We start from the raw sequence: 12,752 nt of genomic DNA, 5'->3' as shown, positions 1-12,752 counted from the left end.
GTCACTGGATTCACGCGAGACCGGCCCGTTCTCCTAGTGTGTCCTCCCAGTGACTTCCTTCGACACCTCCCCGCAGCTCAACGTCTGGCGCGTACTGCTCGCCCTGGCCGTGGTGTTCGTGATGCTGGCGACCACCGGCTGGACCGCCCTGCGCGACCAGCGGGGCCCCACCGCCCTCGAAGCGTCGGTCACGGCCTGGGAGCACGGCCGGATCGACGGACGGCGGCTGCCCGACGCGCAGGCGGCGCCCACCCGGCTGGCCCGCTTCTTCGCCTCGCTCTCCGCATGGCAGCGCACGAGCCTGGCCCACCGGTATCCGCTGGCCGTCGGCAACATGAACGGCGCCCCCGTCCAACTGCGCTACCTCGCCAACCGCTCCGCGCTGCAGAAGGCACGGTCGGTGGAGCGCACCCGCATGCACGACAAGCGCCTGTCCCCGGCCGGGCAGCGCGAGGCGGGCCGGCGGATGCACAACTACGAGTCGCTGCTCGACCCCGGCCGGCACATCCTCGCCTTCGACCCGGCGGGCTCGGGCAAGGTCGCCGAGGTGTTCGGGAACCTGGACCGCGCCGACCGCGTGTCCGTCGTCGTGCCCGGCGTGGACACCGAACTGCTCACCTTCCAGCGCACCGACCGCAAGAAGTACGCGGCGCCCGTCGGCATGGCCGAGTCGCTGTACGCGGCCGAGCGCGCGGCGAGCCCCGGCACCGGCACAGCGGTGATCGCCTGGGCCGACTACACCTCCCCCAGCGGTCTCGGCATGGAGGCGGCCACGGCGAACCGCGCCGCACACGGGGCCGTGCGGCTGAACGCGCTGCTGCGGGCGCTGCCCGGCCGCTCCCCGGTCTCCCTCTTCTGCCACAGCTACGGCTCGGTGGTGTGCGGCCTCGCCGCCGACACGCTGCCCGGCCGGGTGACCGACATAGCGGTGGCGGGCAGTCCCGGCATGCGCGCCGAGAACGCCTCCCACCTCGATACCTCCGCCCGGGTGTGGGCGATGCGGGACGCCGACGACTGGATCCAGGACGTGCCGTACCTGGAGGTCGGCGGCCTCGGGCACGGCGCCGATCCGGTGTCCGCCGGTTTCGGGGCGCGGGTGCTGTCCGCGCGGGGCGCCCAGGGACACGGCGGCTACTTCGTACCCGGCACGGACAGCCTGCGGAACTTCGCGGGGATCGGGGTTGGCGCATACCGCACGGTCGCCTGCGCCACCGAAGGTGACACATGCCGGGCGGGTTTGTCCGCGGCTACGGCGGCCGGACGCGCGTAGAGGCGCAGAAACTCCGGTTTGCGCGGGGAGGGGACGGAGAGGCTCGTGCCGCATACGATGAGCCGCATGGGTGACGTACTGGCCGGATTTCATGCCGCCTGGGAGTTCGAGTCCGACTCCGTGCTCATCCGTTACGAACGGGGGATTCGAACACCCAAGCTGTTCCAGGCCCTGGGGGAACGCCGTGTGCCCCTGGAGGCGATCGAGGGCGTGACGCTCACGCCCGGCAAGCGTGGCACCGTCGTGCTGCGCGTCGAACCGCGCGCGGGCGCCGATCCGCTGATCGAGGCGGCGGCCGGACAGCTGAAGGAGAGCGGCGACCCCTACCGGCTGGTGCTGCCCGCCGAACGGGAGACGCTCGCGGAGTACTACGCGGACGAGCTGCGGGCGCTGCTGACCGAGTCCGGCAAGACCGAACGCTTCCTGGTGGCACCGCCCGAGGCACCTCTGCACTTCAAGGCGTACGACGGGAAGGCGTCCTTCGACGGGAGGGCGGTGTCCTTCCGGTGGTCCTGGACGGGCGCGTCCTCGGCGAAGTGGAAGGCCGGCGACCAGAACTTCCCGGTCGCCGACCTGGGCGGGGTGGAATGGCGGTCCCCCGAGATGTTCGAGGGGTACCTGCGGCTGCTGCCGCGTGACGCCGACACGCCGGTCGGCGTGGCCGCCGCGGCCGCACCGCCCGTCCCCCAGGCCGACCAGGATCCGGCGGCGGTCGTGTTCGGGCTCGGGTACGGGCCGGTGCACGAGTCACTGCCGTTCGCGGCCGCGGTGCTGGCGGCGGTACGGGAGCGGGGCGCGAGCACCCCGGTTCCGGTACCGGTGCCGGCGCCCCGTCGTGACCCGGCGGACATCGCCGAGCGGATACGGCACCTGGGGGAGCTGCATCAGCAGGGGCTGGTGACGGACGAGGAGTTCTCCTCGAAGAAGGCGGAGTTGTTGGCGGAGCTTTAGCGTCTGCCGGGTCTGATTCGTATTCGGGTGCGGGTCGTTCGTGGCTGGTCGCGCAGTTCCCCGCGCCCCTGAGTGTCTCTACTCACGTCCGGCAGAAGTGAACGTCATGTCCGCGTACCGGTCGCCCGCGACCTTCTCCGCGATCGGCTCCAGCAGGGACAGCTCCTCGTCGGTGAGGACGATCCTCGTCGCCCCCGTGTTCTCCTCCACCCGCGTCGGCTTCCGCGTGCCCGGGATCGGGACGACCGGCAGGCCGTGGACCTGGGCGCGCTGGTGGACCCAGGCCAGGGCGATCTGGCCCAGGGTGGCGTCGTGGGCCTCGGCGAGGGTGCGGACCGGGGCGAGGAGGGCCGCGTTGGCCGCCGCGTTGTCGCCGGTGAAGCGGGGCTGCTGGCGGCGGAAGTCGCCGTCGGTGAGGTCCTGGTCGGCGTTGGCGAAGGAACCGGTCAGGAAGCCCCGGCCGAGCGGGGAGTAGGGGACGAGGGCAACGTCCAGTTCGCGGGCGGCCGACACCACGCCCGCCTCGATGTCCCGGCTGAACAGCGACCACTCCGACTGCACGGCGGCGATCGGATGCACCGTCTGCGCGGCCCGCAGCTCGTCGCCCGTCACCTCGCTCAGCCCGAGCTGCTTGACCTTGCCCTCGCGGACCAGGTCGGCCATGACGCCGACGGTCTCCTCGATCGGCACGTTCACGTCGCGCCGGTGCATGTAGTACAAGTCGATGACGTCGATGTCCAAGCGGCGCAGGCTCGCCTCGACGGCCTCGCGGATGTACGGCGCGTCGTTGCGGATGATCCGCCTGTTCGGGTCGTCCGGCGGGATCGACAGGGCGAACTTGGTCGCGACGACGACCTCGTCGCGGTGGGCGTTGAAGAACGGCGCGAGGAACCGCTCGTTCTCGCCCGCGCCGTAGGCGTCGGCCGTGTCGTAGAGCGTGACACCCAGTTCCAGCGCCCGTTCCAGGGTCGCGCGGGCCGCCTCGGCGTCCGAGGGGCCGTATCCGAAGCTCATGCCCATGCAGCCGAGCCCCTGGACGCCCACCTCCGGGCCGTCCGCGCCGAGCCGTGCCGTCGGGATCCTGCTGTGGGTCATCGGTTCCTCTCCCCTTCACGGGTGCGTCCGGCGTCCCCGTAGAAGCTGATCTTCCGGTCGAGTACGGCGAGGGTGTCCTGGAGCTCGGCGATCCGCGTCAGCACGTCGCGGCGGGTGGACTCCAGCAGTTCCCGCCGGTCGGGATAGGTGCTCTCGCCCTCGCGCACCAGCTCCGCGTACCGGACCATGTCGGCGACCGGCATGCCGGTCAGACGCAGTTTGCCGACGAAGTCGAGCCAGTCCAGGTCGCGGTTGCTGTAGCGGCGCTGCCCGGTGTGCGAGCGGTCGATGTGGGACATCAGGCCGATCCGCTCGTACCAGCGCAGCGTGTGGGCCGTCAGGCCGGTGAAGGCGACGACCTCGCTGATCGTGTAGCGGTCCTGCCCGTCGGGGTGCGGGTGGCGCCGGGGCGGGGCGGAGCAGATGTCGGTTCTTGTGACGTTGCTGGTGGCGTTCGGACCGAGGGTCCCGGCCGTGGTCTGCATCACCGTCATGTGCCACACGCTATGGCCTTGGAGTGCACTCCAGGCAAGCGCCGCCGGCCGGAACCCGCCTTCGGAAATCCGCAGGACACACGACCCGGCAGGTCACTAGCGTGCGGGCATGAGTCTCGTACGCCGTGCCGTGCCCGAGGACGCGGAGGAAGTGCTCCGCCTCCGACAGGTGATGATCGCCTCCGTCGCCCCCGACGCCCCCACCGACTGGCAGGCGGGGTCGCTGCCCGGCCTGCGGGAGAGGCTGGCCGATCCGGACGGGAGCTTCGCGGCGTTCGTGGTCGACCACCCGGAGCGGCCGGACGCGCTGGCGGCGCTGGTGGTGGGGACGCTGGAGTACCGGATCGGCGGGCCGGGCCGGCCGGGCGGACTGCTCGGGTACGTCTTCAGCGTGGCCACCGACCCGGACGCCCGGCGTCGCGGATACGCGCGGGCGTGCATGGACGAGCTGCTGGAGTGGTTCCGCGAGCGCGGCGCAGGGCACGTCATGCTCACGGCCTCCCCCGACGCCGAGCCCCTGTACGCGTCGATGGGCTTCACGCGTGACACCACCCCCTCGATGCGGCTGTACCTCTGAGCCGCTTAGGCTCGACGCCATGTCCTTGAACAGCCTCGCGTCGATCGAGAACTGGCCGGTCCCCACCGCCGCGGCGGGCGTCGTACGGGCGGACGGCACCGTCCTCGGCACCCACGGCCCGGCCACGCACCGCTTCCCGCTCGCGTCGGTCACCAAGCCGCTCGCGGCCTACGCGGCCCTCGTGGCGTACGAGGAGGGCGCGATCGAGCTGGAGGAGCCCGCCGGGCCGCCCGGGGCGACGGTCCGTCACCTGCTCGCACACACCTCGGGCCTGGCCTTCGACGAGCACAAGGTGACCGCCCCGCCCGGGGAGCGCCGGCTGTACTCCAACGCCGGTTTCGAGCAGCTCGGCGACCACATCGCGAAGGCGGCGGACATGCCGTTCGCCGAGTACGCGCGGCAGGCGGTGCTGGAGCCGCTGGGCATGACGGACACCTCCCTCGACGGCTCCCCGGCGAAGGACGGCGTGTCCACGGTCGAGGACCTGCTCCGCTTCGCCGCCGAAGTGCAGGCACCGCGCCTGCTGGACCCCCGGACGGTCGCCGAGGCGATGACCGTCCAGTACCCGGGCACGAAGGGCGTCCTGCCGGGCTACGGCCACCAGAACCCGAACGACTGGGGCCTCGGCTTCGAGATCCGGAACGGCAAGTCCCCCCACTGGACGGGCTCCACCTCCTCCCCGCGCACCTTCGGCCACTTCGGCCAGTCCGGCACCTTCCTGTGGCTCGACCCCGACGCCCGACTCGCCTGCGTGGCGCTCGCCGACCGCGCCTTCGGCCCCTGGGCGGTCGAAGCCTGGCCGCCCTTCACGGACGCGGTGCTCGCCGAGGCCCGGGGCCTGTCCTAGGCCATCTCCCACATCAGTGCCTCGGCCCGCGTCACCGCCACCGCCTCCACCCCCTCGGCGTCCGTGACGCGGGCCGCGTCGCCCGCGCCCAGCGTCTCCCCGTCCAGCGTCACCTCGCCCCGCACCACGTGGACGTACACGTACGCCCCGTCCGGCACCGCCGTCCGCTCCCCTTCCGACAGGCGGCGCACGTGGAGCATCGCGCCGGCCTCGGGGACCGCGTACGGGGTGGAGTCGGCGATGCCTCGGACGGTCTCGTAGGCGGGGTCGCCGCCGGGGTCGCGTGGGGCCAGCCACATCTGGACGAAGGTGAGGGGGACGGCGGCGTCGTTGCGTTCGACGTGGCGGACGCCGCCCGCAGCGCTGAGGCGTTGCACGTCACCGGCGCGGACCACCGTCTCGTGGCCGGTGCTGTCGCGGTGGGTCAGCTCGCCCTCCACCACCCACGTGACGATCTCCGTGTGGCTGTGCGGGTGCTCGTCGAAGCCCGCGCCGGGGGCGAGACGCTCCTCGTTGCAGGCCAGCAGGGCCCCGAAGCGCAGGTTGTCGGGGTCGTAGTGGGGGCCGAAGGAGAAGGCGTGGCGCGACTCGATGCCCGCCTCCGGGTCGCCTCCCGGGTAGCGCTCGTCGGCGCGGCGTACGTCCATCACGTCGTTCACCGTAGCCCCGGCGCGGCAAGGCCCGGAGCGCGGCCGTGCCGTCCAGCACCGCCCCGGCGGCACACCCGCCCGTCCCGATAAGGCAGTCTTGTCCCCGTGCCCGAACCCGAAACCGGCAAGCCCGACGCCCCCGCCCAGCCCGCCCACCCGCATACCGCGACCCTGAAGCGGCTGGAGCAGTCCTCCGGATCGCTCGCCGCGCAGGCCATCGCGCGCATGGACGAGACGCTGCCGTGGTACCGGGCCATGCCACCGGAGAACCGTTCCTGGATCGGGCTGGTCGCCCAGGCCGGCATCGCCGCGTTCACCGAGTGGTTCCGGCGGCCGGACGCGCCGCAGGCCATCTCCACCGACGTCTTCGGCACCGCACCGCGCGAGCTGACCCGGGCCATCACGCTGCGGCAGACCGTGGAGATGGTGCGCACGACCATCGAGGTGATGGAGTCCGCCATCGACGAGGTGGCGGCCCCCGGGGACGAGTCGGTGCTGCGCGAGGCGCTGCTCGTGTACGCCCGGGAGATCGCCTTCGCGACCGCCCAGGTGTACGCGCAGGCCGCCGAGGCACGCGGTGCCTGGGACGCGCGGCTGGAGTCGCTGGTGGTGAACGCCGTGCTCAGCGGCGAGGCCGACGAGGGGGCCGTGTCCCGGGCCGCGGCCCTCGGCTGGAACTCCCCCGAGCACGTGTGCGTGGTGCTGGGCACCGCCCCCGACGGGGACTCCGAGCTGACCGTGGAGGCCATCCGGCGCGCGGCCCGGCACGCCAAGCTCCAGGTGCTGACCGGGGTGCTCGGGGACCGTCTTGTGGTGATCGCCGGCGGCCGCAACGACCCGCTGGCGGTGGCGAAGTCGCTGATCGGGCCGTTCGCGCAGGGTCCGGTCGTCGCCGGTCCGGTGGTGCCGGACCTGCTGGCCGCGACCCGGTCCGCGCAGGCCGCCGCGGCCGGGCTGAAGGCGTGCACGGCCTGGCAGGACGCTCCGCGCCCGGTGCTCGCCGACGATCTGCTGCCGGAGCGCGCGATCGCCTCCGACCCCTCGGCCCGTGAGCAGTTGGTGGAGGAGATCTACAGACCGTTGGAGGAGGCGGGGGCGGCGCTCCTCGAGACGCTCAGCGTCTATCTCGAACAGGCGAGCAGTCTCGAGGGCGCGGCCCGGATGCTCTTCGTTCACCCGAACACCGTGCGCTACCGGCTCCGACGTGTGACTGACGTCACCGGATGGTCACCCTCTGATGTACGGTCTGCGTTCACACTGCGGATCGCGCTCATCCTGGGGCGTCTGGCCGACGGAGATCCGCAGCTCTAAGCTTTTGTGCAGGGTCCACAAAACCCGCTCCTGTTCTTCGTCCCTGTCCCCACGGGCGGTCGTGGCCGTCCTCAAGAGAGAGTGTGAGAGTGCTCGTACTCGTCGCTCCCGGCCAGGGCGCCCAGACGCCCGGCTTCCTGACTGACTGGCTCGCCCTTCCCGGCGCCGCGGACCGCGTCGCCGCGTGGTCCGACGCCATCGGACTCGATCTCGCCCATTTCGGCACCAAGGCCGACGCGGACGAGATCCGTGACACGTCCGTGGCCCAGCCGCTGCTGGTCGCCGCCGGAATCCTCTCCGCCGCGGCACTCGGTGACATTGCCGGGATCGCGCCCGGCGTGGTCGCGGGCCACAGCGTCGGCGAGATCACCGCCGCCGCCTTCGCGGGTGTCCTCGACGACACCGCCGCGCTGACCCTCGTACGCCGTCGGGGCCTGGCCATGGCCGAGGCCGCCGCGGTCACCGAGACCGGCATGTCGGCGCTGCTCGGCGGCGACCCCGAGGTGAGCGTCGCGCACCTGGAGAAGCTCGGCCTGACCCCGGCGAACGTGAACGGCGCCGGTCAGATCGTGGCGGCCGGCACCATGGAGCAGCTGGCCGCGCTGAACGAGGACAAGCCCGAGGGTGTCCGCAAGGTAGTCCCCCTGAAGGTGGCCGGCGCGTTCCACACGCACCACATGGCGCCCGCGGTGGACAAGCTCGCCGAGGCCGCGAAGACGCTGGCCCCGGCCGACCCGAAGGTGACGTACGTCTCCAACAAGGACGGGCAGACGGTCGCCACCGGCGCCGAGGTGCTCGAGCGGCTGGTCGGCCAGGTGGCCAACCCCGTCCGCTGGGACCTGTGCATGGAGACGTTCAAGGAGCTGGGCGTCACCGCGATCATCGAGGTGTGCCCGGGCGGCACGCTGACCGGACTGGCCAAGCGGGCCCTGCCCGGTGTGAAGACGCTGGCCCTGAAGTCCCCCGACGACCTCGACGCGGCCCGCGAGCTCGTCGCCGAGCACACCCAGGCCTGACAAGGAGCGCGAGAGCATGTCGAAGATCAAGCCCAGCAAGGGCGCCCCGTACGCGCGCATCCTCGGCGTCGGCGGATACCGTCCGACGCGGGTGGTGCCGAACGAGGTGATCCTCGAGAAGATCGACTCGTCCGACGAGTGGATCCGCTCGCGCTCCGGCATCGAGACCCGGCACTGGGCCGGACCCGAGGAGACCGTCGCCGCGATGTCCGTGGAGGCGTCCGGCAAGGCGCTCGCGGACGCCGGGATCGACGCCTCGCGGATCGGCGCCGTGGTCGTCTCGACCGTGTCGCACTTCGCCCAGACCCCGGCCATCGCCACCGAGATCGCCGACCGGCTCGGCACCGACAAGGCCGCGGCCTTCGACATCTCGGCGGGCTGCGCGGGCTTCGGCTACGGGCTGACCCTCGCCAAGGGCATGATCGTCGAAGGCTCGGCAGAGTATGTGCTGGTCATCGGCGTGGAGCGGCTGTCCGACCTGACCGACCTGGAGGACCGGGCCACGGCCTTCCTGTTCGGCGACGGCGCGGGCGCGGTCGTGGTCGGCCCGTCCCAGGAGCCGGCGATCGGCCCGACGGTCTGGGGTTCGGAGGGCGACAAGTCCGAGACGATCAAGCAGACGGTCTCCTGGGACCGTTTCAGGATCGGCGACGTCTCCGAGCTGCCCCTCGACAGCGAGGGCAACGTCAAGTTCCCCGCGATCACGCAGGAAGGCCAGGCGGTGTTCCGCTGGGCCGTGTTCGAGATGGCGAAGGTCGCGCAGCAGGCGCTGGACGCGGCCGGGATCAGCCCGGACGACCTGGACGTCTTCATCCCGCACCAGGCCAACGTGCGGATCATCGACTCGATGGTGAAGACACTGAAGCTGCCGGAGCACGTCACGGTCGCCCGTGACATCCGCACCACCGGCAACACCTCGGCCGCCTCGATCCCGCTCGCGATGGAGCGGCTTCTGGCGACGGGTGACGCGAAGAGCGGCGACACCGCGCTCGTCATCGGCTTCGGGGCGGGTCTCGTCTACGCCGCGACGGTCGTTACTCTCCCCTAGGCACTCCGTGCCGGATCATGCGGTCCGGGACGGAGAGCAGCAACACCCGCCGCGACGCGGCGGGCCGCCACACCCTCTGGACAACAAAGAAGGAGCGCCATCATGGCCGCCACTCAGGAAGAGATCGTCGCCGGTCTCGCGGAGATCGTGAACGAGATCGCCGGCATCCCGGTTGAGGACGTCCAGCTGGACAAGTCCTTCACCGACGACCTGGACGTCGACTCGCTGTCCATGGTCGAGGTCGTCGTCGCCGCCGAAGAGCGCTTCGACGTCAAGATCCCGGACGAGGACGTCAAGAACCTCAAGACCGTCGGCGACGCGACGAAGTACATCCTCGACCACCAGGCCTGATCCGCCGATACTCGGGCATACCCCGGGTATCCGGGCAGACTGCCCCGCCACCCGGCGGTGGCGCCGTACGAATCCGTATCCCGTTGGAGAAAGAATTCCCGTGAGCTCGACCAATCGCACCGTGGTCGTCACCGGTATCGGCGCAACCACACCGCTGGGTGGCGACGCAGCCTCGACCTGGGAGGGCCTGGTCGCCGGCAGGTCCGGCGTCAAGCCCCTGGAGCAGGAGTGGGCCGCCGACCAGGCGGTCCGCATCGCCGCGCCGGCCGCCGTCGACCCCTCCGAGGTCATCCCGCGGCCGCAGGCCCGCCGACTGGACCGCTCGGCGCAGTTCGCGCTGATCGCGGCGCAGGAGGCATGGAAGGACGCCGGATACTCCGGCAAGGCGGGCGAGAGCGCCGCCGAGGAGGGTGCGGCCCACGTCGACCCCGACCGGCTGGGTGCGGTCATCGCCTCCGGCATCGGCGGCGTGACCACGCTGCTCGACCAGTACGACGTGCTGAAGGAGAAGGGCGTCCGCCGTGTCTCCCCGCACACCGTCCCCATGCTCATGCCGAACGGCCCCTCGGCCAACGTGGGCCTGGCCGTGGGCGCCCGTGCGGGCGTGCACACGCCGGTCTCCGCCTGCGCGTCGGGCGCCGAGGCCATCGGCTACGCCATCGAGATGATCCGCACCGGCCGTGCCGACGTCGTCGTCGCGGGCGGCACGGAGGCGGCGATCCACCCGCTGCCCATCGCCGCGTTCGGCAACATGATGGCGATGTCCAAGAACAACGACGACCCGCAGGGTGCCTCGCGCCCCTTCGACACGGCCCGCGACGGCTTCGTCCTCGGTGAGGGCGCCGGCGTCCTCGTCCTGGAGTCCGCCGAGCACGCCGCCGCGCGCGGTGCCCGGGTGTACGCGGAGGCGGTCGGCCAGGGCATCTCCGCCGACAGCCACGACATCGTGCAGCCGGAGCCGGAGGGCCGCGGCATCTCCGCCGCCCTGCAGAACCTGCTGGACGGCAACGACCTGGACCCGGCCGAGATCGTGCACGTCAACGCGCACGCCACCTCGACGCCGGCCGGTGACATCGCCGAGCTGAAGGCGCTGCGCAAGGTCCTCGGCGACGACGTCGACCACATGGCGGTCTCCGGCACCAAGTCGATGACCGGTCACCTCCTCGGTGGCGCGGGCGGCGTGGAGTCCGTGGCGACGGTCCTCGCCCTGTACCACCGGCTGGCGCCGCCGACCATCAACGTCGAGAACATCGACCCGGAGGCGGAGGCCAACGCGGACATCGTCCGCGGCGAGGCCCGCAAGCTGCCGGTCGAGGGCCGTATCGCCGCGCTGAACGACTCGTTCGGCTTCGGCGGCCACAACGTGGTTCTCGCGTTCCGGACGGTCTGAGCGACGTATCCGTGCGCATGAGGAAGGCCCCCGCCGGTCGGTGGGGGCCTTCGTCGTGCGTGAACGGCGGGCGCGGTCACACCACCTGGTGCAGCCAGCGGACCGGGGCGCCCTCGCCGGCGTGGCGGAAGGGCTCCAGTTCGTCGTCCCAGGGCTTGCCGAGGAGCTTGGCGATGTCCGACTCGAGGTCGGTCTCGCCGCGCTGGGAGCGGACCAGGGCGGCGCGCAGCCGGTCCTCGGGGATCATGATGTCGCCGTGGATACCGGTGACGGCGTGGAAGATGCCGAGGTCGGGGGTGCAGCTGTAGCGCTCGCCCTCGACGCCCGCGGAGGGTTCCGCGGTGACCTCGAAGCGCAGCAGCTGCCAGCCGCGCAGTGCGGAGGCGAGCTTGGAGGCGATGCCGGCCTGCCCCTGCCAGGAGAACTCCGAGCGCCAGGTGCCGGGCGCGGCGGGCTGCCGGATCCAGTCCAGGCCGACGCGCGTGCCGAGCACACCGGCGATGGCCCACTCGACGTGCGGGCAGAGCGCGCGCGGCGCGGAGTGCACGTACAGGACTCCACGTGTCGTCACCGGAACCTCCGGGCTGAGCGGGACATCTCGGAACGGGTGGAACGGCCGTGACCGGGCGGGCCACGTTCATGGCGAGGCTACCGTGCGACAGAGCAAGGAGTGTGACGTACCGTCGGTCCCGCCGCCGACAAACCGCCGCCATTCACCCGGCAGGACGCTTGTACGGGTGTGAGCCGTTGCATCGCCGCCCCCGGGAACCCTCGCGCGGTGTCATGGGTTGAGCACGGTGGAGGCACGAGGCGAGGGGTGGGACCGGTATGGGCCGAAGGACGGACCAGGGGACGCGGTGCGGCCGTCGCCGGGCGCGTGTCGCGCTCGCCGTCCTGACCGCCGCCGTCCTGGGCGTGGGCGCGGCGGGCTGCGACGCCTCGGGCGGCGACTCCCCCGCCCCCTCCGGCAGCGCGTCGAAGCGGGCGAAGACGGCCCCGGCCTGGGACACGAGCCCTGAGTCGGTCGCCGCCGTGGGCGACTCCATCACGCGTGGTTTCGACGCCTGTGCGGTCCTGTCGGACTGCCCCGAGGTGTCGTGGGCGACCGGCGGCAGCGCGAAGGTCGACTCGCTCGCCGTACGGCTGCTGGGGAAGGCGGACGCGGCCGAGCACAGCTGGAACTACGCGGTCACCGGGGCCCGGATGGCGGATCTGACCGCTCAGGTGACGCGGGCGGCGAAGCGCGAGCCGGAGCTGGTGGCGGTGATGGCCGGGGCGAACGACGCGTGCCGGGCCACGACCTCGGCGATGACGCCGGTATCGGACTTCCGGGCCCAGTTCGAGGAGGCGATGGCCACCCTGCGCGAGAAGCTTCCCAAGGCGCAGGTGTACGTGTCGAGCATCCCCGACCTGAAGCGGCTGTGGTCCCAGGGGCGGACCAACGCGCTGGGCAAGCAGGTGTGGAAGCTGGGCCTGTGCCCGTCGATGCTGGGCGACGCGGACTCCCTGGACTCGGCGGCGACCCTGCGGCGCAACACGGTGCGGGACCGGGTGGAGGACTACAACGAGGTGCTGCGGGAGGTCTGCGCGAAGGACCGGCGCTGCCGCACCGACGACGGCGCGGTCCACGCGTTCCGGTTCGGCACGGAGCAGTTGAGCCACTGGGACTGGTTCCACCCGAGTGTGGACGGCCAGGCCCGGCTGGCGGAGATCGCGTACCGCGCGGTCACCGCGAAGTCGCCGTGACCGGAT

Annotated in this window: 14 protein-coding genes; 10 read left to right on the top strand and 4 right to left on the bottom strand. The window is 72.1% G+C overall.

Translation table 11 applies throughout. The features are described 5' to 3' along the window. Nucleotides 1-49: 49 nt before the first annotated feature. Complete coding sequence (locus tag ABS735_RS05815; protein WP_373901758.1) at nt 50-1,270, top strand: alpha/beta hydrolase family protein; 1,221 nt, start codon at nt 50-52, stop codon at nt 1,268-1,270. A 66-nt stretch (nt 1,271-1,336) separates the two neighbouring features. Next, the gene (locus ABS735_RS05810) at nt 1,337-2,221 is read left to right on the top strand and encodes a DUF4429 domain-containing protein (protein ID WP_373901757.1); all 885 of its coding nucleotides are present in this window, start codon (nt 1,337-1,339) and stop codon (nt 2,219-2,221) included. Between the two features lie 78 nt (nt 2,222-2,299). Here the strand turns inward: ABS735_RS05810 and ABS735_RS05805 are convergent, their stop codons facing one another. Both ABS735_RS05805 and ABS735_RS05800 read right to left on the bottom strand, forming a co-directional pair. Then, nucleotides 2,300-3,316, bottom strand: a complete 1,017-nt coding sequence (locus ABS735_RS05805; RefSeq protein WP_373901756.1) for an aldo/keto reductase — start codon at nt 3,314-3,316, stop codon at nt 2,300-2,302. Then, the gene (locus tag ABS735_RS05800) at nt 3,313-3,810 is read right to left on the bottom strand and encodes a MerR family transcriptional regulator (RefSeq protein ID WP_373901755.1); all 498 of its coding nucleotides are present in this window, start codon (nt 3,808-3,810) and stop codon (nt 3,313-3,315) included. Before ABS735_RS05800 ends, ABS735_RS05805 begins: the two co-directional genes overlap by 4 nt. A 109-nt stretch (nt 3,811-3,919) precedes the next feature. Between ABS735_RS05800 and ABS735_RS05795 the strand changes: the two genes are divergently transcribed. Continuing rightward, on the top strand, nt 3,920-4,387 hold the full coding sequence (locus ABS735_RS05795) for a GNAT family N-acetyltransferase (RefSeq protein WP_373901754.1): 468 nt from the start codon (nt 3,920-3,922) through the stop codon (nt 4,385-4,387). A gap of 19 nt (nt 4,388-4,406) precedes the next feature. Further along, the gene (locus ABS735_RS05790) at nt 4,407-5,234 is read left to right on the top strand and encodes a serine hydrolase domain-containing protein (protein WP_373901753.1); all 828 of its coding nucleotides are present in this window, start codon (nt 4,407-4,409) and stop codon (nt 5,232-5,234) included. On the opposite strand, the gene ABS735_RS05785 is transcribed toward ABS735_RS05790, so the two are convergent. Then, on the bottom strand, nt 5,231-5,881 hold the full coding sequence (locus ABS735_RS05785) for a pirin family protein (RefSeq protein WP_373902315.1): 651 nt from the start codon (nt 5,879-5,881) through the stop codon (nt 5,231-5,233). The two genes, ABS735_RS05790 and ABS735_RS05785, sit on opposite strands and share 4 nt — an antisense overlap. Before the next feature lie 108 nt (nt 5,882-5,989). Here ABS735_RS05785 and fasR point away from each other — a divergent pair, with 108 nt between their 5' ends. From fasR to ABS735_RS05760, 5 genes are all read left to right on the top strand, one after another. Then, nucleotides 5,990-7,195 (top strand): fatty acid biosynthesis transcriptional regulator FasR, encoded by a 1,206-nt coding sequence (gene fasR, locus ABS735_RS05780; RefSeq protein WP_052842855.1) that lies wholly within the window; start codon nt 5,990-5,992, stop codon nt 7,193-7,195. 89 nt (nt 7,196-7,284) lie between these two features. Further along, nucleotides 7,285-8,211 (top strand): ACP S-malonyltransferase, encoded by a 927-nt coding sequence (locus tag ABS735_RS05775; protein WP_373901752.1) that lies wholly within the window; start codon nt 7,285-7,287, stop codon nt 8,209-8,211. Between the two features lie 16 nt (nt 8,212-8,227). Continuing rightward, on the top strand, nt 8,228-9,259 hold the full coding sequence (locus tag ABS735_RS05770) for a ketoacyl-ACP synthase III (RefSeq protein ID WP_373901751.1): 1,032 nt from the start codon (nt 8,228-8,230) through the stop codon (nt 9,257-9,259). Between the two features lie 102 nt (nt 9,260-9,361). After that, on the top strand, nt 9,362-9,610 hold the full coding sequence (locus ABS735_RS05765) for an acyl carrier protein (RefSeq protein WP_052842858.1): 249 nt from the start codon (nt 9,362-9,364) through the stop codon (nt 9,608-9,610). 100 nt (nt 9,611-9,710) lie between these two features. Next, a complete protein-coding gene (locus ABS735_RS05760; protein ID WP_373901750.1) occupies nt 9,711-11,000 on the top strand; it encodes a beta-ketoacyl-[acyl-carrier-protein] synthase family protein in 1,290 nt (429 codons plus the stop codon). Nucleotides 11,001-11,076: 76 nt separating this feature from the next. Here the strand turns inward: ABS735_RS05760 and ABS735_RS05755 are convergent, their stop codons facing one another. Next, the gene (locus tag ABS735_RS05755; RefSeq protein ID WP_087791096.1) at nt 11,077-11,571 is read right to left on the bottom strand and encodes a DUF3145 domain-containing protein; all 495 of its coding nucleotides are present in this window, start codon (nt 11,569-11,571) and stop codon (nt 11,077-11,079) included. 257 nt (nt 11,572-11,828) lie between these two features. On the opposite strand from ABS735_RS05755, the gene ABS735_RS05750 reads away from it, so the two are divergent. After that, nucleotides 11,829-12,746: an SGNH/GDSL hydrolase family protein gene (locus ABS735_RS05750; RefSeq protein ID WP_373901749.1), complete on the top strand. Its 918-nt coding sequence runs from the start codon at nt 11,829-11,831 to the stop codon at nt 12,744-12,746. Nucleotides 12,747-12,752 lie beyond the last annotated feature (6 nt).

It is taken from the genome of Streptomyces sp. MMCC 100, from assembly GCF_041538145.2.
In the GTDB taxonomy this organism is placed as follows: domain Bacteria; phylum Actinomycetota; class Actinomycetes; order Streptomycetales; family Streptomycetaceae; genus Streptomyces.
The sequence above is the reverse complement of the archived record's forward strand: the minus strand, read 5'-3'. Positions and strand labels throughout refer to the sequence as shown.

Excerpts from the sequence above, each read along its gene's own strand:
- ABS735_RS05810 (WP_373901757.1), top strand. The coding sequence starts at position 1,337 with ATGGGTGACGTACTGGCCGGATTTCATGCCGCCTGGGAGTTCGAGTCC.
- ABS735_RS05805 (WP_373901756.1), bottom strand. The coding sequence starts at position 3,316 with ATGACCCACAGCAGGATCCCGACGGCACGGCTCGGCGCGGACGGCCCG.
- ABS735_RS05800 (WP_373901755.1), bottom strand. The coding sequence starts at position 3,810 with ATGACGGTGATGCAGACCACGGCCGGGACCCTCGGTCCGAACGCCACC.
- ABS735_RS05795 (WP_373901754.1), top strand. The coding sequence starts at position 3,920 with ATGAGTCTCGTACGCCGTGCCGTGCCCGAGGACGCGGAGGAAGTGCTC.
- ABS735_RS05790 (WP_373901753.1), top strand. The coding sequence starts at position 4,407 with ATGTCCTTGAACAGCCTCGCGTCGATCGAGAACTGGCCGGTCCCCACC.
- ABS735_RS05785 (WP_373902315.1), bottom strand. The coding sequence starts at position 5,881 with ATGGACGTACGCCGCGCCGACGAGCGCTACCCGGGAGGCGACCCGGAG.
- ABS735_RS05770 (WP_373901751.1), top strand. The coding sequence starts at position 8,228 with ATGTCGAAGATCAAGCCCAGCAAGGGCGCCCCGTACGCGCGCATCCTC.
- ABS735_RS05765 (WP_052842858.1), top strand. The coding sequence starts at position 9,362 with ATGGCCGCCACTCAGGAAGAGATCGTCGCCGGTCTCGCGGAGATCGTG.
- ABS735_RS05750 (WP_373901749.1), top strand. The coding sequence starts at position 11,829 with ATGGGCCGAAGGACGGACCAGGGGACGCGGTGCGGCCGTCGCCGGGCG.